This window comes from Streptomyces hilarionis, from assembly GCF_024539675.1.
Classification (GTDB): domain Bacteria; phylum Actinomycetota; class Actinomycetes; order Streptomycetales; family Streptomycetaceae; genus Streptomyces; species Streptomyces hilarionis.
This window is the reverse complement of record NZ_JAHHIT010000084.1, coordinates 18,561-44,277: the sequence shown is the minus strand read 5'-3', so window position 1 is coordinate 44,277 and position 25,717 is coordinate 18,561. Positions and strand designations below refer to the sequence as shown.

General features: G+C 73.8%; 18 protein-coding genes. 14 read left to right on the top strand and 4 right to left on the bottom strand.

Annotated elements, in window-relative coordinates; translation table 11 throughout:
* The 4 genes from KMS84_RS21480 to moeZ form a co-directional block, all read left to right on the top strand.
* Positions 1-869, top strand: an 869-nt coding sequence (locus KMS84_RS21480; RefSeq protein ID WP_256917993.1) for a hypothetical protein, incomplete at its 5' end; no start/stop codon positions are given.
* Positions 870-1,133: 264 nt separating this feature from the next.
* Positions 1,134-2,096: an NAD-dependent epimerase/dehydratase family protein gene (locus KMS84_RS21475; protein WP_256917992.1), complete on the top strand. Its 963-nt coding sequence runs from the start codon at positions 1,134-1,136 to the stop codon at positions 2,094-2,096.
* A complete protein-coding gene (locus KMS84_RS21470) occupies positions 2,084-2,842 on the top strand; it encodes a spherulation-specific family 4 protein (protein ID WP_256917991.1) in 759 nt (252 codons plus the stop codon). The genes KMS84_RS21475 and KMS84_RS21470 overlap by 13 nt, the downstream gene beginning before the upstream one ends.
* Positions 2,843-2,905: 63 nt before the next feature.
* Complete coding sequence (moeZ, locus tag KMS84_RS21465; protein WP_256917989.1) at positions 2,906-4,084, top strand: adenylyltransferase/sulfurtransferase MoeZ; 1,179 nt, start codon at positions 2,906-2,908, stop codon at positions 4,082-4,084.
* An 86-nt stretch (positions 4,085-4,170) separates the two neighbouring features.
* Here moeZ and KMS84_RS21460 read toward each other — a convergent pair whose 3' ends face one another.
* From KMS84_RS21460 to KMS84_RS21450, 3 genes are all read right to left on the bottom strand, one after another.
* Positions 4,171-5,733 carry an alpha/beta hydrolase gene (locus KMS84_RS21460; RefSeq protein WP_256917988.1) on the bottom strand — a complete coding sequence of 521 codons (1,563 nt, stop codon included), beginning with the start codon at positions 5,731-5,733 and terminating at the stop codon, positions 4,171-4,173.
* Positions 5,734-6,037: 304 nt separating this feature from the next.
* Positions 6,038-7,582, bottom strand: coding sequence for an alpha/beta hydrolase (locus KMS84_RS21455; RefSeq protein WP_256917987.1), 1,545 nt, complete (start codon positions 7,580-7,582; stop codon positions 6,038-6,040).
* A gap of 120 nt (positions 7,583-7,702) precedes the next feature.
* Positions 7,703-10,483, bottom strand: a complete 2,781-nt coding sequence (locus KMS84_RS21450) for a flippase-like domain-containing protein (protein WP_256917986.1) — start codon at positions 10,481-10,483, stop codon at positions 7,703-7,705.
* Between the two features lie 186 nt (positions 10,484-10,669).
* Between KMS84_RS21450 and KMS84_RS21445 the strand changes: the two genes are divergently transcribed.
* From KMS84_RS21445 to nudC, 5 genes are all read left to right on the top strand, one after another.
* Positions 10,670-11,056 carry an MGMT family protein gene (locus KMS84_RS21445; protein ID WP_256917985.1) on the top strand — a complete coding sequence of 129 codons (387 nt, stop codon included), beginning with the start codon at positions 10,670-10,672 and terminating at the stop codon, positions 11,054-11,056.
* Positions 11,057-11,403: 347 nt separating this feature from the next.
* A complete protein-coding gene (locus KMS84_RS21440; RefSeq protein ID WP_256917984.1) occupies positions 11,404-14,895 on the top strand; it encodes an ATP-dependent helicase in 3,492 nt (1,163 codons plus the stop codon).
* 120 nt (positions 14,896-15,015) lie between these two features.
* The gene (locus KMS84_RS21435; protein ID WP_256917983.1) at positions 15,016-18,576 is read left to right on the top strand and encodes an ATP-dependent helicase; all 3,561 of its coding nucleotides are present in this window, start codon (positions 15,016-15,018) and stop codon (positions 18,574-18,576) included.
* 10 nt (positions 18,577-18,586) lie between these two features.
* On the top strand, positions 18,587-19,999 hold the full coding sequence (locus KMS84_RS21430; protein ID WP_256917982.1) for a dipeptidase: 1,413 nt from the start codon (positions 18,587-18,589) through the stop codon (positions 19,997-19,999).
* 155 nt (positions 20,000-20,154) lie between these two features.
* Positions 20,155-21,096 (top strand): NAD(+) diphosphatase, encoded by a 942-nt coding sequence (gene nudC / locus KMS84_RS21425; RefSeq protein WP_256917980.1) that lies wholly within the window; start codon positions 20,155-20,157, stop codon positions 21,094-21,096.
* Between the two features lie 90 nt (positions 21,097-21,186).
* On the opposite strand, the gene KMS84_RS21420 is transcribed toward nudC, so the two are convergent.
* Positions 21,187-21,429: a mycoredoxin gene (locus KMS84_RS21420; protein ID WP_256917976.1), complete on the bottom strand. Its 243-nt coding sequence runs from the start codon at positions 21,427-21,429 to the stop codon at positions 21,187-21,189.
* Positions 21,430-21,644: 215 nt separating this feature from the next.
* Here KMS84_RS21420 and KMS84_RS21415 point away from each other — a divergent pair, with 215 nt between their 5' ends.
* From KMS84_RS21415 to KMS84_RS21395, 5 genes are all read left to right on the top strand, one after another.
* Complete coding sequence (locus KMS84_RS21415) at positions 21,645-23,849, top strand: ATP-dependent DNA helicase UvrD2 (protein WP_256917971.1); 2,205 nt, start codon at positions 21,645-21,647, stop codon at positions 23,847-23,849.
* A 193-nt stretch (positions 23,850-24,042) separates the two neighbouring features.
* Positions 24,043-24,360: a hypothetical protein gene (locus tag KMS84_RS21410; RefSeq protein ID WP_256917970.1), complete on the top strand. Its 318-nt coding sequence runs from the start codon at positions 24,043-24,045 to the stop codon at positions 24,358-24,360.
* A gap of 178 nt (positions 24,361-24,538) precedes the next feature.
* Positions 24,539-24,907 carry a WhiB family transcriptional regulator gene (locus KMS84_RS21405; RefSeq protein WP_256917968.1) on the top strand — a complete coding sequence of 123 codons (369 nt, stop codon included), beginning with the start codon at positions 24,539-24,541 and terminating at the stop codon, positions 24,905-24,907.
* Positions 24,904-25,227: a putative WhiB-interacting protein gene (locus tag KMS84_RS21400; protein ID WP_069771665.1), complete on the top strand. Its 324-nt coding sequence runs from the start codon at positions 24,904-24,906 to the stop codon at positions 25,225-25,227. Before KMS84_RS21405 ends, KMS84_RS21400 begins: the two co-directional genes overlap by 4 nt.
* Positions 25,228-25,495: 268 nt before the next feature.
* On the top strand, positions 25,496-25,651 hold the full coding sequence (locus KMS84_RS21395; RefSeq protein ID WP_256917967.1) for a hypothetical protein: 156 nt from the start codon (positions 25,496-25,498) through the stop codon (positions 25,649-25,651).
* Positions 25,652-25,717: the final 66 nt, after the last annotated feature.

The following is a 25,717-nucleotide window of genomic DNA, read 5'->3' as shown; positions in this document are numbered from 1 at the left end:
CCCTCCCACGGCCCCGGCCCTACTGGGCGCTGCTCACCCTCCTGCCGGGCGCCCTGTGCGCCGCGACCCTGACCGGCATACGCCTCACCGACGGACGGACCTGCCTGCTCGTCACCGCCGCCGGCCTGCTCGCCGTGGCGCTCGCCGTGCACGCGGCGCTGCGCCGGGGCCCGTTGAGCGGCCCCCGACGCGCGCACCCCGGCCTGCGCACCGAGGCCTGGACGTGCTGGCTCATCGGCTACACCGCCCTCGGCGACGGCCTGCTGCGCGCCGCCGTCCGCGGCGGCCCCGACGCGCTGCCCGACGGCACGACGGCCGGCCCCTGGCCCTTCGCCGCCGCCCGCCTGCTCACCCTCACCCTGGCCTGCGCCCCCGCCGCCTGGAGCGCCCGCTTCCTCGCCGTCCAGGCACGTCGCCGCCTGCACTCCAGCCGCGGCCTGGAGGAGTTCGCGGCCGGTGTGCGGCCGCTGCCGGCGGCCGCCCTCGGCCTGTTCCTGTGCGTGCTCGCCGCCCTGACCGCCGCCGGCGCCGCGGTCCTGGGCGAGCCCGCCGACTACGCCCCGGTCCTCGCCCTCGGCGCCCTCCTCTTCCTCGCCCGCCTGCTCACCGTGCACGGATTCGCCCACGCCCCGGCCGTCGTCGTCGCGGCCGCAGGAGCGGCGGAGGTGCTCGCCCTGGCCACCGTCTTCGCGGGACGCCTGCCCCGATGCGGCTTCCTCGCCGCCCCCGTCGACAGCCTCATGGCGGCCTGGGGCCCGGCCGGCGTCCCCTCCCTGGTGTGCGCGAGCGCCGCACTCATCCTGCTGATCCACGCCACCCGCACGCTGACCAGGGCCTCCGCCCACGCCCGAACGGACCAGCCGTGCTGAACCGAGCCCGCCGACACCCGCACCCGCGGCCACCGCGGGCGACGCAGCCCCCACCGTGCCCCGAGGGCACGACGCGCCCGTGCCCGCCCCCGGCCGCAACCCACCGCACCATCCTCGAAGGAGAGACCAGATGACCACCTCCCGATCCGGAGCGACCGGTGCCACCGGTGCCACCGGGGCACCCGCGGTCGCCGGAGCACACGGGGCGACCGGAGCCCCCGCGGCCCCCGCCACCGCCGCGACGCACACCCCGGGAGCCGCACGATGAGGGTCCTGCTGATCGGAGCCAACGGCTACCTCGGCCGCTTCGTCGCCGACCGTCTGCTCGCCGACCCGGCCGTGCAGCTCACCGCACTCGGCCGCGGCGACGACGCCGACGTCCGCTTCGACCTCGCGTCCGGCAGCCCCGGCGCGCTCACCCGCTTCCTCGACGCGGTCCACCCCCAGGTCGTCGTCAACTGCGCGGGCACCACCCGCGGCGGCGCCCGCGAGCTCACCCGGCACAACACCGTCGCCGTCGCCACCGTCTGCGAGGCGCTGCGCCGCAGCGGCTGCGGCGCCCGGCTGGTGCAGATCGGCTGCGGCGCCGAGTACGGCCCCAGCCAGCCCGGCTCCTCCACCGCGGAGGACGCGGTGCCGCGCCCCGGCGGCCCGTACGGCGTCAGCAAACTCGCCGCGACCGAACTCGTCCTCGGCTCCGGTCTGGACGCCGTCGTGCTGCGGGTCTTCTCGCCCGCCGGCCCCGGCACGCCCGCCGGCTCCCCGCTGGGCCGGCTCGCCGAGGCCATGCGCCGCGCCATGCAGTCCGGCGACGGCGAGCTCAAGCTCGGCGGGCTCGGCGTCCAGCGCGACTTCATCGACGTCCGCGACGTCGCCCGCGCCGTGCACGCCGCCTCCCTCTCCGCGGCGCAGGGCGTCATCAACATCGGCTCCGGCCGCGCCGTCCGGCTGCGCGACGCCGCCGCGGTCCTCGCCCGGGTGGCCGGGTACGGCGGCGCGCTGCACGAACTCGACGGCCCGCCCGGCGGCCACCTCAGGAGCGCCATCGGCCATCCGCGCCTCGAACCCGACCACGCCGGACCGGTCGCGTACCCGTACCCGGACGGCTGCGGGAGCTGGCAGCAGGCCGACGTGCGCACGGCCCGCGACCGGCTCGGCTGGCGGCCCCGCATCAACCTCGAGGAGTCCCTCGCCGACATCTGGATGGAGGCGGCGTGTCGTATCTGACCGGAACACCGGCGGGCACCGCGAGCTCGGGGACCACCGACGTGCGCACCGGACTCGGCGTCCCCGGCCTCGCCCACCCCCTCCTCGCGCCGGCCGAGTGGGCCGAGCTCACCCGCCCCGGCCGCCCCCTGCACTGGGTCGTCCTCGACGTCGCCGACGGGCCCGGCGTCCGGCCCGACCCTCGCTGCCTGGAATCGACGGGCCGGCTGCGCAACGCGGGCGTCCGCGTCCTCGGCCGCCTCGACCTGCGCCACGGCGCCCGCGCCTTCGCCGAAGTGATCGCCGACGCGCGTCGCCATCTGGACTGGTACCAGGTCGACGGCTTCCTCCTGGACCGGTGTCCGGCCGAGCACGCCGCGCTTCCCGCGGTGCGCCGCACGACCGACACGCTCCGCGCGCTCCACGACGCGCCCCACCTCGTCCTCGGACACGGCGCCCACCCGCATCCCGGCTACGCCGAGCACGCCGACCAGTTGGTCACCTTCCGCGGCTCCTGGAGCGACTACCGCTGGTCGCAGGTGGCGGAGTGGACCGCCGAGCACCCGCCCGAGCGCTTCTGCCACCTCGTGCACGGGGTGCCGCGCTGTCATCTCGACGAGGCGCTGCGCATCGCCCGCTGGCAGGGCGCGGGCACGATCTGGTTCACGGACGGCGCCGATCGCGCGGGCCTGGCCGACCCCTGGGAGACCATGCCCGGCTACTGGGACGAGATCGTCTCGCGCATTGGAACGGGTGTCTCGGAATGAAGAGGGCCGTGGCAGTGTTACGGGGAGAACAACCGTAGTGATCGACCGACCAACGGAGTCCCCGTGTCGCTGCCACCCCTGGTCGAGCCAGCCTCTGAGCTCACCGTAGACGAGGTCCGACGGTACTCCCGCCACCTGATCATCCCGGATGTCGGGATGGACGGGCAGAAGCGGCTGAAGAACGCCAAGGTGCTCTGTGTGGGCGCCGGCGGGCTGGGCTCGCCGGCGCTGATGTACCTGGCCGCGGCGGGCGTGGGCACGCTCGGCATCGTGGAGTTCGACGAGGTCGACGAGTCGAACCTTCAGCGGCAGATCATCCACAGCCAGGCCGACATCGGCCGCTCCAAGGCCGAGTCCGCCCGCGACTCCGTCCTCGGCATCAACCCGTACGTGAACGTGGTCCTTCACGAAGAGCGGCTCGAAGCCGAGAACGTGATGGAGATCTTCGCCCAGTACGACCTGATCGTCGACGGCACGGACAACTTCGCGACCCGCTACCTGGTCAACGACGCGTGCGTGCTGCTCAACAAGCCGTACGTGTGGGGCTCGATCTACCGTTTCGACGGACAGGCCTCGGTCTTCTGGTCCGAGCACGGACCCTGCTACCGCTGCCTCTACCCGGAGCCCCCGCCCCCCGGCATGGTCCCCTCCTGCGCCGAGGGCGGCGTCCTGGGCGTGCTGTGCGCGTCCATCGGCTCCATCCAGGTCAACGAGGCCATCAAGCTCCTCGCGGGCATCGGCGAGCCGCTCGTCGGCCGTCTGATGATCTACGACGCCCTGGAGATGCAGTACCGGCAGGTCAAGGTCCGCAAGGACCCCGACTGCGCGGTCTGCGGCGAGAACCCCACCGTCACCGAACTCATCGACTACGAGGCCTTCTGCGGCGTCGTCTCCGAGGAGGCCCAGGAGGCGGCGGCCGGAGCCACGATCACTCCCAAGCAGCTCAAGGAGTGGATCGACGACGGCGAGAACATCGAGATCATCGACGTCCGCGAGCCGAACGAGTACGAGATCGTCTCCATCCCGGGCGCCAAGCTGATCCCGAAGAACGAGTTCCTGATGGGCACCGCCCTGGAGGGCCTGCCGCAGGACAAGAAGATCGTCTTGCATTGCAAGACGGGTGTCCGCAGTGCGGAAGTCCTCGCCGTGCTGAAGTCCGCGGGCTTCTCGGACGCCGTCCACGTCGGCGGCGGCGTGATCGGCTGGGTCCACCAGATCGAGCCGAGCAAGCCCGTCTACTGACAGGGCCGTTCGCACCGCCCACCGGGCCGCCCGGTCGGATCGGCGGGGGCTGCGCGCACCACGAGTGCGCGCAGCCCCCGCCGTCGTCATGAGCAGACCTTGCCGTCCTTCGGCACCGTCCCCCGCAGCAGGTAGGCGTCCACCGTCGAGGCCACGCAGTCGTCCCCGCTCGTGTAGGCGCCGTGCCCCTCGCCCTTCCAGGTGAGCAGCACTCCGACCCCCTTGCCCAGTTCGTCCGCCATCCTGCGGGCGCCCTCGTAGGGCGTGGCCGGGTCCCCGGTGTTGCCGACCAGCAGGATCGGCGCCGCGCCCGCGGCGCTCACCTCCGGGGTGTCGTACTGCCCGGCCACCGGCCAGTCGTGGCACCACCCGGCCGTGTCCCAGGCCAGGAAGTCGCCGAAGACGGGGGAGATCCTCTCGAACTGCGCCAGTCTCCGCTTCGTCGCCTCCGCGGTGGGCCGCTGCCTGTCGTCCAAGCACGATATGACCCGTTGGGAGTGGGCCGACGTGCCGTAGTGCCCCGACGAGTCGCGGTCGTTGTAACCGTCGGCGAGCGTCAGCAGCTCGGTGCCGTCCCCCTTCTTCGCAGCGGCCAGGGCCCTGGTCAGGCTCGGCCAGCTCTGCTCGCTGTACAGCGGCAGCACGATGCCCGTGAGGGCGAGCGTCTGCGTCAGCTTGCGTCCGTCGGAGGCGGGCAACGGCGCGCCGTCGAGCCGGTGCAGCAGGTCCGCGATCTCCCGGCTGCCCTTCTTCGGGTCCTCGCCGGTCGAGGCGAGATAGTCGTCGAGCGCCCGCTGGAAGCCGCGTGCCTGGTTCTGCGCATGGCCCACCGCGCCGGCGGTCGGGTCCACGACGGCGTCCAGGACGATCCGTCCCACGTTCCTCGGGAACAGATGGGCGTACACGCCGCCCAGTTCGGTGCCGTAGGAGATGCCGAAGTAGTGCATCTTCCGGTCGCCGAGGACCTCGCGCAGCAGGTCCATGTCGCGGGCGGTGTCGGTCGTCGACGCGTGGGCCAGCAGGCGGCCCGCTGCCTTCGCACAGCCCTTGCCGAAGTCGGTGGCGTCCTGGAAGAACGCCCGCTCCTCCGCCGGGGTGTCAGGGGTGTAGTCCAGCGACTCGGCGGCCTGGATGTCCTTGTCGCTGCGGCAGCGGACGCCCTCGCTGGCGCCGACCGAGCGCGGATCCCAGCTCACCAGGTCGTAGTGCTCGCGAAGGGAGGAGAATGTGGAGCCGAAGGCGGGAAGCGTCGAGACGCCCGAGCCGCCGGGCCCGCCGAAGTTGAACAGCAGAGAGCCGGCCCGGTCGCCTCCGCTCGCCCGGGACCTGGCCCGCACCAGGGCGATGTCGATCGTGTCGCCGTCCGGCCTCGACCAGTCCAGGGGCGTCCTGAGCGTGGCGCACTGCCAGGCGGCGTCCGGTGTGGCGGAGTCCGCCGTGCCCTTGCAGCGGCCCCATTCCAGCTTCTGTCCGGTCAGCGAGGCGGGCGGGGCGATCGCGGCGCCCGGCGTCGCGGAGGAGCCGGTCGAGGCGGACGCGCCGGCCGTCCTCCCCTTGCCGTCCCCGCTCCCGCCCGACCCACCGGCACAGCCCGTCGCCAGCAGTGCGGCGGCGGCGCCCAACGCCGTCCACCGTCCCCATCGCGCCATCGCACGTCCCCCCTCGCGTGCCGTCCACGCTCGGCGGCGGACGGCTGTCAGGCCATGGTAGGCGGCGGGCGACCCGGCCGTCCGAGCCTGTGGATAACCCTTTGACCTGCGGTTTCAGGAGGTCGAGGGGTTCATGGCCGGTCGGAGGGCGCGGCGGGGACCGGACGCGGACGGCCTGGGCGGCGGGCGCCGGGAACGGACGGTTCCGGCGCCGGTGTCGGAAGCGGTCGGTTCCGGCGAGGGGTGTCGGGACCGGAGGGTTCCGGCGAGGGGTGTCGGGACCGGAGGGCTGCGGCGGCCGGCGTCAGGAGCAGACCGTTCCGGCGGCGGGCACCGTGCCGTTCAGCAGGTAGCCGTTCACCGCCCCCTGGACGCACTTGTTCTTGCTGTCGTACGCGCCGTGTCCCTGCCCCTTGTACGTCAGCTCGACCCCGACCCCCCGGCCCAGCGCGTCCACCATCTTGCCCGCGCCCTCGTACGGGGTCGCGGGGTCCCCGGTGTTGCCCACGACCAGGATCGGCGCCGACCCCGGCGCGCTCACGTCCGGATGGTCGGCGGCGCCCGGCACGGCCCAGTCGGTGCAGCTCACCATGCCCCAGGCCAGGAAGTCCCCGAAGACGGGGGAGGCGGCACGGAACCGGGGCAGCTGCGCCTGCACCTGGGCGACCGAGTAGCGCGGCTTGTCGTCGGCGCAGTTGATGGAGACGTTGGCGGCGGTGATGTTGCTGTACTCGCCGTTCTCGCTGCGCCCGTTCATCAGGTCGGACAGCAGCATCAGGGTCTGCCCGTCCCCCGCGTAGGCCTGCTCCAGCCCTTCGGTGAGGTATGCCCAGAACTCCTTGGCGTACAGGGCCTGGGCGATGCCGTTCGTTGCCGCGCTCTGGGTCAGCACCCGCGGGAAGATGCCCGGGATCGGCTTGCGGTCGAGGGCCGGCAGGAGGTGCGCGATGCGGTCCTCGACGTCCTGGGGGGTGTCCCCGACGGGGCAGTCCTCAGCCTTGGACGTGCAGTCCTCGGCGAAGTTGCGCAGCGCGAGCTGGAAGCCCCGGGCCTGCCCCAGCGAGCCCTGCTCGGACGTCTGCGTGGGGTCGACGACGCCGTCGAACACCGCGCGCCCCACCTTCTTCGGGAACAGGTGGGCGTACACGCCGCCCAGCTCGGTGCCGTAGGAGATGCCGAAGTAGTACAGCCGGTCGTCGCCGAGGACCTGGCGCATCAGGTCCATGTCACGGGCCGCGTCGGTGGTCCGCACGTGGGGCAGCGTCCTGCCGGAGTGCTTCTCGCAGGCCGCGTTGAACGTCCTGGTGTGCTTCAGCAGGGCGGCGCGCTCCGCGGCGTCGTCGGGGGTGGCGTCCTGCTGGAAGTAGGCGTCGAGCTGCTGGTCGTTCTCGCAGCGCACGCCGGCGCTGCGGCCGACTCCGCGCGGGTCGAAGCTCACCAGGTCGTAGCGGGTGCGCAGGGCCGCGTACTGGTCGCCGAAGGCGGGCAGCGTGGAGACGCCCGAGCCGCCCGGGCCGCCGAAGTTGAAGATCAGCGAGCCGATGCGCCTGCTGCGGGCTCCGTCGGCCCGGGCCCTGATCAGGGCGATGCCGATGGTGTCGCCCTTGGGGTCCGCCCAGTCGAGGGGCGCCTTCATGGTGGCGCACTGCCACGCGCCGCCGTGCGGCAGCGGAGAGGGCGCGCCGCCGCCCCCTTCCGCCTGGGAGGGGGCCGGGCAGTCCTTCCAGGTCAGCTTCTGGGCCGTCAGGTCGCCGTCCCCCGCCTCGTCGCCGCAGCCCGCCGCCAGGGAGGACGACAGCACGCAGACGGCGGCCACGGCGGCGACGCGCAGACGGGAGGGGTTCGGCATGACACCCATCCTGCGGCGGCGTCACGGCACGCGCGCGGGGCGCGGGCCGTACGAGGTACGGCAGTGCCGTTCGGCGGCGAGCCACGCCGCCGGCTGCCGGCACTCGGGGGCAGTCGGCTACTAAAGGGCGCCCTTGCGGCTGAGCTGGTTGAAGGCGAGCCAGCCCGGGAGGACCGGGAGCCACAGGGTCAGCAGGCGGAAGAGCAGCACCGCGGGGGCCGCCACCTCCTTGGGAAGGCCGACGGCGATGAGACCGACCGTCAGGGTCGCCTCGACGGCCCCGACGCCGCCCGGTGTCGGGGCGGCGGAGCCCAGCGCGTTGCCCGCGAGGAAGACGACGGCGACGCTGGCGATGCTCAGCGAGGTCGACCCGTCGCCGAACGCGCGGATCGACGCGTCCAGGCACATCACGAAGCAGGCGGTGAGCAGGAGCATGCCGCCGATGCCGGTGACCAGCTTCTGCGGCCGCTGGAGCACGTCCAGCATGCGCGGCACGACGCCGGCGAACAGCGACCGCACGCGCGTGGAGACGAACTTGCGCAGGAACGGCACCGACGTCACCACGAGCACGAGCACCGCCACCGTGAGCAGACCCGCGATGACCGTGCGGGACGGCGACAGCGACGGCGTCTTCTCGGTTCCCGTCAGATAGCCGAACGACAGCAGCATCAGGATGTGGCAGCCGAGACCGAACAGCTGCGACGCGCCGACGCTGGCGACGGCGAGCCCCGGCCGCACCCCCGAGCGCTGGAGGAAGCGCGTGTTGAGCGCGACCCCGCCGACCGCCGCCGGAGCGACGATCTTCACGAAGGAGCCGGCGACCTGGGCGGCCACGGTCCGCGGGAACGGCACCCGCTCCGGGACGAAGCCCAGCAGGCTCATGGCCGCGGCCACGTAGCTCAGCGCGGAGAACAGCACGGCGGCGGCGACCCAGCCCCAGTCGGCGTTCTCGATGAGGGGGCCGAACTCGATGTGCGTGAGCTGCGTCAACAGGAAGTACGCCCCGATGGCGCCCGCGATGACACTCATCAACGTGCGCGGCCGCACACGCTCCAGCCGGGCCGGCTCGACCGGCGCCTGGGGGCGGATGAGCAGCACCTCGTGCCGGATCTGCGTCAGCAGGTCCTCCTCGCGCGCCTCCTCCAGCGCCTCGTCGATGGCGCGCTTCTCGGCCCGCGCCTCCGCGCGCTCGGCCTTCTTGCCGGGCTTGTCCAGGGCGACGGTCCCGGCCTCGTCGTGTCCTGTCGCCTCCAGGCGCGCCTGCTTGGCCTGCTGGGAGGCCTCCAGGACGGCGTCGCGCTCGCGCTGAGCCCGCTCGCGGGCCAGCCGGCGCAGCGTCGCGCGCGTGGAGCGGGTCAGCGCGATGGGCTGGAGCATCGGCAGACAGTCGGCGACCGCGTCCGGTCCGAGGACGCCCACCGCGGAGGCGACCGCGCGTTCGGCGCCGACGCGCAGTCCGAGCGTCGTCACCAACTGGGCGACGTCCATGCGCAGCAGCAGGTCGCCGGCCGCGATCTCGCCGCCGCGCAGATCGGTCAGGATCACCGTGCCGGAACGATCCACCAGGATGGCGTCGCCCGCGAGGCGACGGTGCGCGATCCGCCGCGACTGAAGCGCCCGCACCTGATGCCAGGCGTTGCGCAGCAGATCGTCGGTGATCTCCTCGTCCGACAGCGAGTCGAGGGTGCGGCCGCCGGTGTGCTCGTAGACGAGCATCACCGCGTCGGGTCCGAGCTCCGACATCGCGATCAGCTTCGGCGCGTTGGCGCCCGCCGCGATGGCCGCGTAGGCGAGCAGGGCCTCCTGCTCCAGCGCCTGGCGCAGCGACTGCAGGCTGCTGCGGGTGGCGAAGCCGCGCAGGGTCAGGTTGCGCCACGCGCGGTAGAAGAAGCCCTGGGCCTGCTGCTCCCGGTCGACGACCGTCACGTCCAGCGGCGGGCCGTCCTCCAGGTGGACGAAGTAGCGTCGGCCGCGATCGCCCTCGGCGGCGTCGGGGACCTCCGCGCGGGCCGCGCTCACCGGGCGGAACCCGACGTGCCGCAGTCCCGCCATCAGCGTCCGCCCGGTGGGGCGCACGTTCGGGGAGCCGACCGCGTACAGCGTGCCGTACGCCACCGTCCAGCCGATCAGCACCGTGAGGATGATCGAGAAGGGGGTGGTGTAGCCGGTGACGAGCATCGAGAAGGCGTCCAGCAGCAGCACGATCCACAGCACCGAGCGCCAGCGCGGCCGCCGCGACATGCCGACGGCCGTCATGTAGGCGATGACGGGCGCCAGGTAGCCGTGCACCGGGTCGGTGAGGGCGTGGACGTCGCCGGGGGAGGGCTGGGTGAGCGCCTCCTGGATCGAACCGGGAGCGCCCTTGGCGACCCAGAGGTCGGTGGCGAGGGTCACGCCGTGCGCGAGGACCGCCGCGAGCACACCGTCGGCGATGCGCAGGCCGTCCCGCTTGATCAGCCGCTCGATCGCGAACGCCACGGGCACGAGCAGGATCGCGATGCTGGAGGCCAGACCCGCGATCTTGATCAGCAGGTCGGGCGCCTGTCCGGTGCCCTTGTTGATGTCCTGCTCGAGGCCCGAGGTCGTTCCGTGTGCGAAGGCGGCGATGCCCAGCAGGACGACGACGGCGAGCACGCCGATCAGCAGGCGCATCAGGTCGGGAGGACGGTGCACGCGCGCGGGAAGCAGGGGTTCGTCGCCCTCCACCTCGTCGATGTGCACCTCCCGCGCTACCTCGGCCTCCCGTGTCTCCTCCTGCGGCGCGCCGCCCTGCGCGACCTCGCGCTTCGGCACTCGGTCCTGCTGTATGCCGTCCTGCGGCACCCCGTCGGCGGCGTCCGGGCGCGACGCAGCGTCAGAGGTGCCCTCCGCGCCCTCAGGTCGCACGCCCTGCTGCTTCATCGTCTCTTCTTGGTCTCGTATCACCGGTCACCGCCCGCACGATGGTGGCATGCCGCACCGACACACGGGGGCATCAGGGTGCAAATGCGGGGGCGCACAGTCTGCCCGACGGACCGCCGGGGGGCGAGGGGCACACACGGTCGCGGGCCCGTCGCATTGTCGGTGCCGTGGGGCAGGATGGGGCGGATGAGCGAGCAGAGCCTTCCGGACGACGCCCGCCCGGAGTACACCGACGCGCTGCCGGAGTACGCCGAGCGGGTCCTCGAGGTCGCGGATCTGATCCCGCCCGGGCGGGTCATGACGTACGGGGACGTCGCGGAGTGGCTGGAGGAGGGCGGCCCGAGACAGGTCGGCCGGGTGATGGCGCTCTACGGCGGCACCGCCCCGTGGTGGCGTGTCGTGCGCGCGGACGGGGTGCTGCTGCCCGGCCACGAGCTGCGGGCGCTGAACCACTACCGCGCCGAGGGCACCCCGCTGAAGGAGGCGAGCAGGGCGGCCGAGGGCCATGTGCCGCGCCTCGACATGAGACGGGCGAGATGGGACGGCGGCCAGGACGCGGAAGGTCACACCTGACAGCTTCCGCCATCGCGGGGAGCCGGGGGGATCTTGTGGCCCGTACGGGGGAAACCGTGCGAACCGGGCACGTCCGCGACATGGCGTACGTTCGAGGGGCGAGGGTCGCGCGTGGCCCGCGGGCTCGGAGTGTCGCGTGGGCCGGGGGCGCGGCGTGGGCCGGAAGGGCCGCGTGGGCGACTCGGGTCGCGTGGGCGAGCAGGGGCTCCGGGGAAGAAGCGGAAGCTGTCTTTCCGGGCTGCCGGTCGGCGTAGCGTCGGCTGCACACGTCTCTCTCATCCCGCGACCACCGCTCTTCCCGAGCGTCGCTCCGTCAACCAGCACACCCACCAGGACCGGCGAACCACGTGAGCTCCTCTTCGTCCACCAGGCGCCTGTCGCACCCCCAGGGGCGGCAGGGCAGTCGTGGCGCCTACCGGCTGGTGCGCACCCCGGCGGCCCGGGTGGCCCCCCCTCGTCTGGACGCCGCCCAGCGCGCGGTGGTTGACCACGGCGCGGGTCCCCTGCTCGTCCTGGCCGGTCCGGGCACGGGGAAGACCACCACGCTCGTGGAGTCCGTGGCGGCCAGGATCGCCGCTGGCGGCGATCCCGCGCGCGTCCTGGTGCTCACCTTCAGCCGCAAGGCGGCCGTCGAACTGCGCGACCGCATGGCCCTCCGCATGGGCGCCGCCCACGCGCCCCAGGCGACCACCTTCCACTCGTACTGCTACGCCCTGGTCCGCGCCCACCAGGACGCCGAGATGTTCGTCGAGCCGCTGCGGCTGCTGTCCGGCCCCGAGCAGGACGTGGCGGTCCGCGAGCTGCTCGCCGGCCAGCTCGACCTGCAACGGCTCGGGCTCGCGCACGTGCGGTGGCCGGACGAACTGCGCGCCTGTCTCACCACCCGCGGCTTCGCCGACGAGGTCCGCGCGGTGCTGGCCCGCAGCCGCGAGCTGGGCCTCGACGCCTCCTCCCTGGACGCCTTCGCCCACCGCATCGGCCGTCCCGACTGGCGGGCCGCCGCCGCCTTCCTCGCCGAGTACCTCGACGTGCTCGACCTGCACGGCGTGATCGACTACGCGGAACTCGTCCACCGCGCGGTCCTCCTCGCCCACCGCGCCGACGTCGCCGAGCGGCTCGCCGCGCAGTACGACGCGGTGTTCGTCGACGAGTACCAGGACACCGACCCGGCCCAGGTGCGGCTGCTGCACGCCCTCGCCGGCGGCGGCCGCACCCTGGTCGCCTTCGGCGACCCCGACCAGTCGATCTACACCTTCCGCGGCGCCGACGTGAACGGCATCCTCGACTTCCCCCAGGCCTTCCCGCGCCGCGACGGCAGTCCGGCCCCCGTCGAGGTCCTGCGCACCTCCCGGCGCTCCGGCGCCGCCCTGCTGGCCGCCACCCGGCTGCTCACCCAGCGGATGCCCCTGACCCGCCTGCCCGCCGCGAAGGTCCGCGCCCACCGCGAACTCGCGGCCGTACGCGACGGCGGCAGCGTCGAGGTCCACACGTACCCGACCCCGGGCGCCGAGCTCGACAACGTCGCCGACATCCTGCGTCGCGCGCACCTGGAGGACGGCGTCCCCTGGGGCGAGATGGCCGTCCTCGTACGCGCCGGGTCCCGCACGATCCCGACGGTCCGCCGCGCCCTCACGTCCGCCGGAGTCCCCCTCGACATCGACGGCGACGACCTCCCCCTGCGCCACGAACCGGCGGTCGCCCCCCTGCTCACGGCTCTGCGGGCGGTCGCCACGGCGGAGACCGCCCAGCCGACGGCGACCGCCCCGGCACCGCCCACCGGGAGCGCCGACGCCGAGGGCCGGCTCACCGCGCGGACGGAGCACGACCCGGCCCCGCACAGCGGGCGGGACTCCGACGGCCCGGGGGAGGACGTTGCGCACGTCGAGGACGGCGCGGACGTCGACGAGGGCGAGGACGGCGCGGAGGCGCTGGGGCGCGCCCGAGCCGCCGTGGGCGCCGAGGGCTGCTGGCTCGACGCCGAGACCGCGCTCACCCTGCTCACCTCGCCCCTCGCGGCCATGGACGCCGCCGATCTGCGCCGCCTCGGCCGGGCGCTGCGCGAGGAGGAGCGCGCCGCCGGAGACCCGCTGCCGCCGCCCTCCGACGTCCTGCTCGCCCGCGCGCTGGCCCAGCCCGAGCGGCTGGTCTCCCACGACCCGGCCTACGCGCGCGGGGCCCAGCGCCTGGGGGCCCTGCTGGCGACGGCCCGTGAGCGTCTCGCGCGCGGCGGCACGGCCGAGGAGGCGCTGTGGGACCTGTGGGACGGCACGCCCTGGCCCGCGCGCCTGGAGCGGGCCGCCCGGCGCGGCGGCGCGGCCGGCCGCAACGCCGACCGTGACCTCGACGCCGTGTGCGCGCTTTTCGCCACCGCCGCGCGCGCGGAGGAGCGCACCGGCGGTCGCGGCGCGCTGAACTTCCTGGCCGAGATCGAGGCCGAGGACATCGCCGCCGACACCCTCGCCCGGCGGGCCGTACGCCCCGACGCCGTGCGCCTGATGACCGCCCACCGCGCCAAGGGCCTCGAATGGAGCCTGGTCGTGGTGGCCGGCGTCCAGGAAGGCCTGTGGCCGGACCTGCGCCGTCGCGGCTCCCTCCTGGAGGCCGACCGCATCGGCCGCGACGGACTCGCCGAGCCGCTGACCCCGGGCGCGCTGCTCGCCGAGGAGCGCCGCCTCTTCTACGTGGCCGCCACCCGCGCGCGGGAGCGGCTCGTCGTCACCGCGGTGAAGGCGCCCGCCGACGACGGCGACCAGCCCTCCCGCTTCCTGACCGAGCTCGGCGTCGCGCCCAAGGACGTCACGAGCCGCCCCCGTCGCCCCCTCTCGGTCGCCGCCCTGGTCGCCGAACTGCGCGCGACGACGGTCGACCCGCGCGCGTCCGCCCCCCTCAGGGAGGCCGCCGCCCGTCGCCTGGCCCGGCTCGCGGCGCTCGCCGACGAGGACGGCAGGCCCCTGGCGCCGGCCGCCCACCCCTACCGCTGGTGGGGCATGTTCGAGCCGACCGAGAGCAAGGTGCCGCTGCGCGACCGCGACCAGCCCGTCGTGCTCTCCGGCAGCGCCCTCGACCAGCTCGCCAACACCTGCGCGTTGCAGTGGTTCCTGGGCCGCGAGGTGAAGGCCGACGCCCCCGCCACCGTCGCCCAGGGCTTCGGCAACGTGGTGCACGTCCTCGCCGACGAGGTCGCCTCCGGGCACACCCCGGCCGACCTCGACGTCCTCATGGAACGCCTCGACTCCGTGTGGAACGCCCTCGCCTTCGACGCGCCCTGGAAGTCGGCGCAGGAGAAGGCGCACGCGCGCGTGGCGCTCGAACGCTTCCTCCAGTGGCACGTGACGGACCGCGCGGGCCGCACCGCGGTGGCCAGCGAGCACGACTTCGACGTCACGCTCGAGGCCGGCGACTACCAGGTGCGCATCCGCGGCCAGATGGACCGTGTGGAGGCGGACGGCGAAGGCCGCGCCTACGTCGTCGACTTCAAGACGGGCAAGCAGGCGCCCACGGCCCGCGAGGTGGACCGCCACCCCCAGCTCGCCGTCTACCAGCTCGCCGTGCGCGAAGGCGCCGTCGACGAGGCCTTCGACGGCGTGCGGCCCGCACCCGGCGGCGCGGAACTCGTCCAGCTGCGTCAGGGCGCCGCCAAGCGGGACGGCGGGGACGCCCTGCCCAAGGTGCAGGCGCAGGAGCCGCTGGAGGGCGAGTGGGTCGGGGACCTGCTGGCCACGGCGGCGGGCAAGGTCCTCGACGAGCGGTTCACGCCGACCGCGGGCCAGCAGTGCGCCCACTGCGCGTTCCGCGCCTCGTGCAGCGCCCGCCCCGAGGGACGGCACGTCGTCGAGTGAGCCCGGCGGTCCTGCCGGGCGAGGGTGTGACGGACCGCACCACCCGCGCTGAGCTGCGCTTCCGCCGGGACGACGGGTGATTTGTCATCGAGTGTCAGTGCCCGCCGCTAGCCTCTCCCCATGCCCGCCCGTATCAGCGATCCCGAGCAGCTCAAGGAGCTCCTCGGGATCCCCTTCACCCCGGAGCAGACGGCCTGCATCACCGCGCCGCCTGCCCCGCAGGTGATCGTGGCCGGCGCCGGGTCGGGCAAGACGACCGTGATGGCGGCGCGCGTGGTGTGGCTGGTGGGCACCGGCCAGGTCGCCCCCGAGCAGGTCCTCGGCCTGACCTTCACCAACAAGGCCGCCGGGGAGCTCGCCGAGCGCGTCCGCAAGGCACTGGTCAGGGCGGGCGTCACCGACCCCGACGTGATCGACCCCGACCACCCGCCGGGCGAGCCGGCGATCTCCACCTACCACGCCTTCGCCGGCCGGCTGCTGACCGATCACGGCCTGCGCATCGGGCTGGAGCCGACGGCCCGCCTGCTCGCCGACGCCACCCGCTACCAGCTCGCCGCGCGCGTGCTGCGCGAGGCGCCCGGCCCCTACCCGTCGCTCACCCGCTCCTTCGCCGACCTGATCAGCGACCTCCTAGCGCTCGACGCCGAACTCGCCGAGCACCTCGTACGACCCGAGGACCTGCGCCGGTGGGACGCCGAGCTGCTGCTCTCCCTGGACGGCGCGAGACTCACCAACGCCGACCTGCGCAAAGCGCCCGAGACGGCCGCCGCCCGGCGCGAACTGGCCGACCTGGTGCTGCGCTACCGGGCCGCCAAACGCGAACGCGACCTGCTCGACTTCGGCGACCAGATCGCCCTGGCCGCACAACTGGCCCAGGTTCCCGAAGTGGGCCCCCTTCTGAGGGACGAGTTCCGCGTCGTCCTGCTCGACGAGTACCAGGACACGTCGGTGGCCCAGCGCATCCTCCTGGCCGCCCTGTTCGGCGGCGGCACCGGCCACCCCGTGACCGCCGTCGGGGACCCCTGCCAGGCCATCTACGGCTGGCGCGGAGCCTCCGTCGCCAACCTCGACGACTTCCCCGCGCACTTCGCGCACGCCGACGGCAGCAGGGCACGCCGGCAGTCGCTCAGCGAGAACCGCCGCAGCGGCGGCCGCCTCCTGGAGCTCGCCAACGACCTCGCCGAGCCCCTGCGCGCCATGCACGCGGGCGTGGAGGCGCTCAGCCCCGCCCCCGGCGCCGAACGCGACGGCGTGGTCCGCTGCGCCCTGCTGCCCACCCACGCCGAGGAGATGGACTGGATCGCCGACTCCGTGGCCCATCTCGTGCGCACCGGCACCGCGCCCGGCGAGATCGCCGTCCTGTGCCGCACGGCCACCGACTTCGCCGAGATCCAGGGCGCGTTGGTCGCCCGGGACGTCCCCGTCGAGGTGGTGGGCCTGTCCGGGCTGCTGCACCTGCCCGAGGTCGCCGACCTCGTCGCCGTCTGTGAGGTCCTCCAGGACCCCGGGGCCAACGCCTCCCTGGTCCGGCTGCTCACCGGCCCCCGCTGGCGCATCGGCCCGCGCGACCTCGCCCTCCTGGGCCGGCGCGCCCGGCTCCTCGTCGGCCACGCGCGCGGGGACGGCGGCGACGACCCGGACCGCCGCCTCGCCGAGGCCGTCGAAGGGGTCGACCCGTCCGAGGTGATATCGCTCGCCGACGCCCTCGACACGTTCCTGGAGACGCCCCTGTACGCCGACGGCGGCACGGGCGACGACGACGGGCTCCCCTTCTCGCCGGACGCGCGCGTACGCTTCGCCCGCCTCGCCGCCGAGCTGCGCGACCTGCGCCGCTCGCTGGCCGACCCTCTGATGGACGTCCTGCACCGCGTCCTGGCCGTCACCGGGCTGGAGGTCGAACTGTCGGCGTCGCCGCACGCCCTGGCCGCCCGCCGCCGCGAGACCCTGTCCAACTTCCTCGACATCGCCGCCTCCTTCGCCGCCCACGAGAGCGAGGCGAGCCTGCTGGCCTTCCTCGGCTTCCTGCGCACCGCCGCCCAGTACGAGAAGGGCCTCGACAACGCGCTCCCGGGCGGCGAGAACACCGTCAAGGTGCTCACCGCGCACCGCTCCAAGGGCCTGGAGTGGGACGTCGTCGTGGTCCCCGGCCTGGTCGTCGGCACCTTTCCCAGCGGCCAGGGCCGCGAGAAGTGGACCGCGCAGGCCAAGGTGCTGCCGCACGAACTGCGCGGCGACGCCGACACCCTCCCCGACGTCGAGTCCTGGGACGCGCGAGGCATGAAGGCCTTCCACGAGGCCATGAAGGAACATCAGCACACCGAGGAGCTCCGCCTCGGCTACGTCACCTTCACCCGCCCCCGCTCCCTCCTCCTGGGCTCCGGCCACTGGTGGGGCCCCACCCAGAAGAAGCCCCGCGGACCGTCCGGCTTCCTCCGGGCGCTGCACGACCACTGCGCGGCCGGACACGGCGAGATCGAGGTCTGGGCGGACGAGCCCGGGGAGGACGCCGAGAACCCCGCCCTGCACCGGGCCGCCGTCGACCAGGTGTGGCCGCTCCCGCTGGACGACGCCGCGCTGGCCCGCCGACGGACCGCCGCCGAGACCGTCCTCGCCCACCTCGACGCCCTCGCGGCGCACGAGGACGGCCATCCCGCTCCCGCCCACGACCCCGACGCCCACGACGACCCCGACTGGCCGCCTCCCCCCGACGAGGACGAGCCGCCCCTCGACGAACCCGACCCCTTCGCGGACGTGCCGCTCGACGAGGATCCTCTCGAGGACGGCCCCCTCGAGGACCCCTACGAGGACCCCTTCGAGGACCCCTTCGACGAGGACGCCCGCCCCTCCCTCGCCGTGCCCCACCAGGCCACGGGCCCCGGCCGCGCCCCCGGCCCCGCGCGCGGGAACCGCCTCACCCCCGAGGAAGCCCGCGCCGTGGCCTCCTGGGACCGCGACCTCGACGCCCTCGCCGGCGAACTGCTGCGCGCCCGCCGAAGCGTCACGGACGTCCCCCTTCCGACGACCCTGACCGCGTCCCAGGTCCTGCGGCTGGCCGCCGATCCGGACGGCCTCGCCCAGGAACTCGCCCGCCCCATGCCGCGCCCCCCGCAGCCGGCCGCGCGCCGGGGCACCCGGTTCCACGCCTGGGTGGAGGCCCGCTTCGAGGAACTGACGCTCCCCCTGCTCGGGCCCGACGAACTGCCCGGGGACGACGCCGAGATCGCCGACGAGCGCGACCTCCAGGCGCTCAAGGACGCCTTCGAACGCACCGAGTACGCCCACCGCACCCCCTACCGCGTCGAGGCGCCCTTCCAGCTCGCCCTCGCCGGCCGCGTCGTGAGGGGCCGCATCGACGCCGTCTACAAGGAGGGCGACGGAGACACGGCGACCTACGACATCCTCGACTGGAAGACCCACCGCGCGCGCACGGCCGACCCGCTCCAGCTCGCGCTGTACCGGCTGGCGTGGGCCGAGCAGCAGGGCGTGCCCGTGGAATCCGTCACAGCGGGCTTCCTGTACGTGCGCACCGGCGACGTCGTACGGCCGCCCGGACTGCCCGATCGTGCCGCGCTGGAGCGCCTGTTGACCGGGGAGGAGGCCGCCGGGCGCGACGGCGACGCGCCGGCCGGGCGCGAACCGGGCTTGCGAGGACCCGGCGAGGACGACGGCGCGGGCCGATAGGCTCGTGGCCATGAGCCAAACCGTTGACAGTGCCGTCAGCGCCGTCCGCACGTACGTCGAGCAGCACCGCGCCGCGTTCCTCGACGACCTCGCCGAGTGGCTGCGCATCCCGTCGGTGTCGGCCCAGCCCGACCACGCACCCGACGTACGGCGCAGCGCGGACTGGCTCGCCGCCAAGCTGGCGGAGACCGGCTTCCCGACGGTCGAGGTCTGGCCGACGCCGGGCGCGCCGGCCGTCTACGCCGAGTGGCCGTCCGGCGATCCGCAGGCCCCCACCGTCCTGGTCTACGGCCATCACGACGTGCAGCCCGCCGCCGTCGAGGACGGCTGGGACAGCGACCCCTTCGAACCCGTCGTGCGCGGGAACCGCCTCTACGCGCGCGGGGCGGCCGACGACAAGGGCCAGGTCTTCTTCCACACCCTGGGGGTACGCGCGCACCTCGCCGCCACCGGCCGTGCGGCCCCGGCCGTCACCCTCAAGCTGCTGATCGAGGGCGAGGAGGAGTCCAGCTCCCCGAACTTCCGCGACCTGGTCGAGCGGCAGGCGCAGCGGCTCGCCGCGGACGCCGTGATCGTCTCCGACACCGGCATGTGGTCCGAGGACACCCCCACCGTGTGCACCGGCATGCGCGGTCTCGCCGAGTGCGAGATCCGGCTCCTCGGCCCCGACCAGGACATCCACTCGGGCTCCTTCGGCGGCGCCGTGCCCAACCCGGCCACCGCGGCCGCCCGCCTGGTGGCGACCCTGCACGACGAGCACGCGCGCGTGGCCGTGCCCGGCTTCTACGACGGCGTCGTGGAGCTCACCGACCGCGAGCGCGCACTCTTCGCCGAGCTGCCCTTCGACGAGGAGCAGTGGCTGCGCACCGCGCACTCGCACGCCGTCCACGGCGAGGCGGGGCACACCACCCTGGAGCGCATCTGGGCCCGCCCCACGGCTGAGGTCAACGGCATCGGCGGCGGCTACCAGGGTCCCGGCAGCAAGACCGTCGTCCCGTCCTCGGCGTTCGTGAAGCTGTCCTTCCGGCTCGTCGCCGGCCAGGACCCCGAGCACGTCGAGAAGGCCGTCCGCGCGTGGGCCGTCGAGCAGCTGCCCGCCGGCATCCGGCACGAGATCACGTTCAGCCCGGCCACCCGTCCGTGTCTGACCCCGCTGGACCACCCGGCGCTGCAATCCGTGGTCCGCGCCATGGGCCGCGCCTTCGAGACGCCCGTCCGCTTCACCCGCGAGGGCGGCTCCGGCCCGGCCGCCGACCTTCAGGAGGTCCTCGGCGCCCCCGTGCTCTTCCTGGGGATCTCCGTCCCCTCGGACGGCTGGCACGCGCCGAACGAGAAGGTCGAGCTCGACCTCCTCCTCAAGGGCGTCGAGACCGCCGCCCACCTCTGGGGCGACCTCGCGGAGAACTGGCGTCATGCGCCCTGAGATCCCCGATCGGCCCGCGGGGCCCGCGCGCGGGGCGCACACCGGGCAGACCGCCCCGCCCCGCGACACCGCTCCCGAACCGGTCGTCCCCTGCTGTACGTCCCGCTGAACCGCCCGCCGAAACAACCGTTCCACCGGGGGAGTTGGAAGTACCCGTGACCACCTGGACCGACCAGAACGCCGATCGACCCATTTCGCTCACCGCGCCGAGCGGCGTGGACCGGGCCGCCCACCACCGGCTCGACGAGGCCTGGCTTGCCGCCGCGTGGAGCCACCCGACGACACGGTGCTTCGTCGTCTCCGGCGGCCAGGTCCTCATCGACGAGACGCCCGACGGCCGCACCGAACTCGTCATGACCCCGTCGTTCGAGGCGCCCCTCACCGAGGCGCACCGCTACTTCCTGGGCACCGACGACGACGGCGTCAGCTACTTCGCCCTCCAGAAGGACGCGCTGCCCGGTCGCATCGACCAGTCCGCGCGCCCGGCCGGACTGCGCGAGGCCGGACTGCTGCTGTCGCCCCGCGACGTGGGCCTGATGGTGCACGCGGTCGGACTGGAGAACTGGCAGCGCACCCACCGCTTCTGCTCCCGCTGCGGCGAGCGCACCGTCATCGCCGCCGCCGGCCACATCCGCCGCTGCCCCGCCTGCGGCGCCGAGCACTACCCGCGCACCGACCCCGCGGTGATCATGGCCGTGACCGACGAGGACGACCGCATCCTCCTCGGCCGACAGGTGCACTGGCCCGAGGGCCGCTTCTCGACCCTCGCCGGGTTCGTCGAGCCGGGCGAGTCCATCGAGCAGTCCGTGCGCCGCGAGGTCTTCGAGGAGGCCGGCATCACCGTCGGCCCGGTCGAGTACATCGCCAGCCAGCCCTGGCCCTTCCCGTCCAGCCTCATGCTGGGCTTCATGGCCCGCGCCACGTCCACCGACATCGAGGTCGACGGCGACGAGATCCACGAGGCCCGCTGGTTCTCCCGCGACGAACTCGGCGCCGCCTTCGAGTCCGGCGAGGTGCTGCCGCCCTACGGGATCTCCATCGCGGCCCGCCTGATCGAGCTCTGGTACGGCAAGCCGCTGCCCACCCGCGGCGTCTGAGCCGGGCCGCGGACACGGACGAAGGGCGGCCCCGAGCATTCGGGGCCGCCCCTCGTCATCACGCCGCGCCTGGTCACGCGCCGGACACGGTCACGCGCCGATCTTCTGCTTGACCTGTGCCAGCGACGGGTTCGTCAGCGTCGAACCGTCGGGGAAGAGCACGGTCGGCACCGTCTGGTTCCCGCCGTTCGCCTTCTCGACGAACGCGGCGGAATCCGGGTCCTGCTCGATGTTGATCTCGGTGTACGCGATGCCCTCGCGGTCCATCTGCTTCTTCAGCCGCTGGCAGTAGCCGCACCACGTGGTGCTGTACATCGTCACGGTGCCCAGCATGTCTCTCGTGCTCCTTCGGCGGGTCGGGGGACGGGCGGTCGTAGGGGGAGAACGTACGCGGGTGGGCTGCCATTCCCGCGACCGCCGGTCGGGAGCGGGCGCCGGAGTGACGCTCGCCGCACTCGTCCACCGTCGGGCCCGCATTAGTACGACTGCGGGGGCCCGCCTGTGGACAACCGGCCCGTCCGTCTCCGGTGACCTGGCAGCATGGCTGTGTGACAGCAGCAACGCACTCCTCCCTCTTCCCGCAGGCACCGGACTCGGCCGACGCGGTGCTCGAAGGGCTCGACCCCGAGCAGCGCGAGGTGGCCACCGCCCTGCGCGGTCCGGTGTGCGTGCTGGCGGGAGCCGGTACCGGCAAGACCCGGGCGATCACCCACCGCATCGCCTACGGCGTCCGAGCCGGCATCCTCCAGCCCTCCAGCGTGCTCGCCGTCACCTTCACCAACCGTGCCGCGGGGGAGATGCGAGGCAGGCTGCGCCAGCTCGGCGCCCAGGGGGTGCAGGCCCGCACCTTCCACTCCGCGGCCCTGCGTCAGCTCCAGTACTTCTGGCCGAAAGCGATCGGCGGATCCCTTCCCCGGCTCGTCGACCGCAAGATCCAGCTCGTCGCCGACGCGGCCGCCGCGTGCCGCCTGCGGCTCGACCGGGGCGAGCTGCGGGACGCCACCGCGGAGATCGAGTGGTCCAAGGTCACCCAGACCGTCCCGGCCGACTACGCCCTGGCCGCCGCCAAGGCGGGGCGCGAGATCCCCCGCGACCCGGCCGAGATCGCCCAGCTCTACGCCGCCTACGAGGAACTCAAGCGGGCCCGCGCCGTCATCGACTTCGAGGACGTCCTGCTGCTGACGGTGGCGGTCCTGCAGGACCGCCACGACATCGCGGAGCAGGTGCGCGCCCAGTACCAGCACTTCGTGGTGGACGAGTACCAGGACGTCAGCCCCCTCCAGCAGCGCCTGCTCGAACTGTGGCTCGGCGAGCGGGACGACCTGTGCGTGGTCGGCGACGCCAGTCAGACGATCTACTCCTTCACCGGCGCCACCCCCGACCACCTGCTCGACTTCCGCACGCGCCACCCGGGCGCCACCGTCGTCAAGCTGGTGCGCGACTACCGCTCCACGCCCCAGGTCGTGCATCTCGCCAACGGTCTGCTCGCCCAGGCCCGCGGCCGCGCCGCGGACCACCGCCTGGAGCTGGTCTCCCAGCGCGCGCCCGGCCCCGAGCCCGCCTACACCGAATACCCCGACGAGCCGGCCGAGGCGGAGGGCGCGGCCCGCCGGATCCGCGAGCTCCTCGACGCGGGCGTCCCGGCCGCGGAGATCGCCGTCCTGTTCCGCACGAACGCGCAGTCGGAGACGTACGAACAGGCGCTGGCCGATCTCGGCGTCCCGTACCAGCTGCGCGGCGCCGAGCGGTTCTTCGACCGGCCCGAGGTGCGCAAGGCGGGGGTCGCCCTGCGCGGAGCGGCCCGCTTCGGCGGCAACGACACGCTTCTGGAGGACGCCGTCGACCTGCCCTCCCAGGTGCGGGCCGTCCTGTCGGGCGAGGGCTGGACCACGCAGCCGCCGGCCGGTTCCGGAGCCGTCAGAGAGCGCTGGGAGTCGCTGGCCGCGCTGGTCCACCTCGCGCAGGACTTCGCCGCCGCCCGGTCCGGCGCCACGCTGGCCGATCTGGTCGCCGAGCTCGACGAGCGGGCGAGCGCGCAGCACGCCCCGACCGTCCAGGGCGTCACCCTGGCCTCGCTGCACTCGGCGAAGGGCCTGGAGTGGGATGTCGTGTTCCTCGTCGGCGTCGCCGAGGGGATGATGCCGATCACCTACGCCCGGACGGACGAGCAGATCGAGGAGGAGCGCCGCCTGCTCTACGTCGGCGTCACCCGGGCCCGTGAACGTCTGCACGTCTCCTGGGCGCTCTCCCGTTCCCCGGGCGGCCGCGCCAGTCGTCGCCCCAGCCGTTTCCTCGACGGGCTGCGCCCCGGTTCGGGAGCGTCCGCCGCGGGCCGGGCCGGTGGAGGCGCCGGAGGCATCGAGCGCGGTTTCGGCCGGGCGGCGGCGGTCGCGCCGGCCGTGCCGCGGCGCAGCGGGCGCAGCCCGGCCCGCTGCCGGGTCTGCGGGCGGACCCTGACCGACGCCGGCGAGATGAAGCTGATGCGCTGCGAGGACTGCCCCTCCGACATGGACGAGGGGCTCTACGAGCGGCTGCGGGACTGGCGGGCGGTCCAGGCGCGGCGCAGCGGGCAGCCGGCGTACTGCGTCTTCACGGACAAGACGCTGATGGCGATCGCCGAGGCCGTGCCCGAGGAGGACGGGGAGCTCGCCCGGATCCCCGGCGTCGGAGTGCGCAAGCTCAACCGTTACGGCGCCGACGTTCTGGCCATCTGCGCAGGCCAAGACGTGGCCGAGGGCGACGCGCAGGACTGAGGGGCGGTGCGCGGGAGATTGATCCGAACTCGTCGGAAAAATAGTTTGCGCATGCCCCGGCAATCCCCATAGGTTCTTAGACACGGGAACGGCGGCCTTCTCCAAGGCCCTGATTCCGTGCTGTACTTGCTTGCACATCCGTCGGACCGGGCTCATCCCCGGTCCCCCGAGACGCCGAGAGGAGGCGATTCCAGTGATCATCATCAACCGCAGCTCTGCCGCCAAACTGACCGATCTCTCGGTCGTCTCCTCGTGCATGCTCGGCGCCTCCACCCTGGGCACCGGTCTGTCCGGCATCAGTGCCGGCCGGATCGTGTCCTCCTCCGTTGCCTCCGTGGATCTTCCCGTCCGCGAGCGCAATGAGCGACCGACCGAGGCACTGGAAGCAGTAAAGGGTCAGGCGCATGCCTATGCCTTTGCCGCGACCGGTGCCGGATTCCGGAAGCAGACGACGCAGCACCACCTGATGTGGGCCTTCCGTGGGCCGGAACCCTGGAGTGATCCAGCCTGATCTTCGATCAGGCCGGCGCCTTCAGGGCCGCGGAACCCCACCCGGGATCCGCGGCCCTTCTGTTTGTCCCGATCACGGGGACGACGGAGCGAAGGGGCCTCGGGACAAGAAAAGAACCCGGTACCCGCCGACAACCGGTCCCACCGGACCGGACCGACCAGACGAGGAACAACACACCGTGCAACTCGAAGCGCACGCCCCGTCCGTACCGCCTTCCGAAACGATCCCCCCGCCCGGCCTCACGAAGGACCCCACCTTGACCCCGCTCACGGCGCTCACCGCGCTCGACGACGCCATCGAGAACCTCGGCGTGCCCGTCCCCTGCCGCTCGTACGACCCGGAAGTCTTCTTCGCCGAGACGCCGGCCGACGTCGAGTACGCCAAGTCCCTGTGCCGCACCTGCCCGCTGGTCGAGGCCTGCCTCGCCGGCGCCAAGGAGCGTCGCGAGCCTTGGGGCGTCTGGGGTGGCGAGCTGTTCGTCCAGGGTGTCGTCGTCGCCCGCAAGCGGCCGCGTGGTCGCCCGCGCAAGAACCCGGTCACAGCATGAACATCGCAGGAACGATCGACCGCCCCCTCACGCAAGACCCCAAGAAGCAGGCCCCGATGAAGCCGTTCACCAGCGAGCCCGCAGGCTCCGCGACCGAAGACGTCACCACCACCGGCGCGTACGACTCGCGTCAGAACAGGACCCGCGAGATGCAACTCATCCCAGAAGCCCTGGCTCGTGCGCATATGCACGACCGACTGCGCGAGGCCGAGCAGGGCCGTCAGGCCGCGCGCCTGCTGGCCGCTCGCCGGATGCAGCGTCGGGCCGAGCGCGCCTCGCTGCGCGCCCGCCGGGCGCTCGCCATGGCCGTGATGCAGTAACGACACCCACCTGAAGCGGTGGCCTCCCGATCCGTCGGGAGGCGAAGCTCTTCCCCGCGGGGGCCGGTCCGTCCGAACGGACCGGCCCCCGCGGTGCGTTGTGCGGACGAGCCCCGGCAGCGGCGCTATCGTCCCGAGGATGACGCGTCCTCCCGGAGACAGTGACCGAGCCGCAGACGGTGACCGAGCCGGAGAAAGCGACCGAGCCGGGGGCGGCGACCCGGCCGGGGGCGGCGAGCGAGGCGACTCCTCGTCCGGGTCCGGTCTCGTGGCCTGCGCGCACTGCGGTGCGCGGACCGCGCAGCCGCCGCCCCTCACCTGGACCTGCTCCGTGGAGCACGGCGTCCGGCGCCACTACTGCGAGGCCTGTGCCCGCGACAACCTCAGGGCGATCGAGGGACGACTGGACTCGGAGTGGTGGTGAGGTCGCAGCGGTGGTGAGAAGCGTCACACCGCCTTCCCTCTCGTGCCACCCCGCCCCCCTCGTACG

Coding starts and splice junctions, on each gene's coding strand:
- KMS84_RS21430 (WP_256917982.1), top strand. CDS start 18,587: ATGAGCCAAACCGTTGACAGTGCCGTCAGCGCCGTCCGCACGTACGTC.
- KMS84_RS21435 (WP_256917983.1), top strand. CDS start 15,016: ATGCCCGCCCGTATCAGCGATCCCGAGCAGCTCAAGGAGCTCCTCGGG.
- KMS84_RS21400 (WP_069771665.1), top strand. CDS start 24,904: ATGAACATCGCAGGAACGATCGACCGCCCCCTCACGCAAGACCCCAAG.
- KMS84_RS21420 (WP_256917976.1), bottom strand. CDS start 21,429: ATGCTGGGCACCGTGACGATGTACAGCACCACGTGGTGCGGCTACTGC.
- KMS84_RS21475 (WP_256917992.1), top strand. CDS start 1,134: ATGAGGGTCCTGCTGATCGGAGCCAACGGCTACCTCGGCCGCTTCGTC.
- KMS84_RS21445 (WP_256917985.1), top strand. CDS start 10,670: ATGAGCGAGCAGAGCCTTCCGGACGACGCCCGCCCGGAGTACACCGAC.
- KMS84_RS21455 (WP_256917987.1), bottom strand. CDS start 7,582: ATGCCGAACCCCTCCCGTCTGCGCGTCGCCGCCGTGGCCGCCGTCTGC.
- KMS84_RS21460 (WP_256917988.1), bottom strand. CDS start 5,733: ATGGCGCGATGGGGACGGTGGACGGCGTTGGGCGCCGCCGCCGCACTG.
- KMS84_RS21450 (WP_256917986.1), bottom strand. CDS start 10,483: ATGAAGCAGCAGGGCGTGCGACCTGAGGGCGCGGAGGGCACCTCTGAC.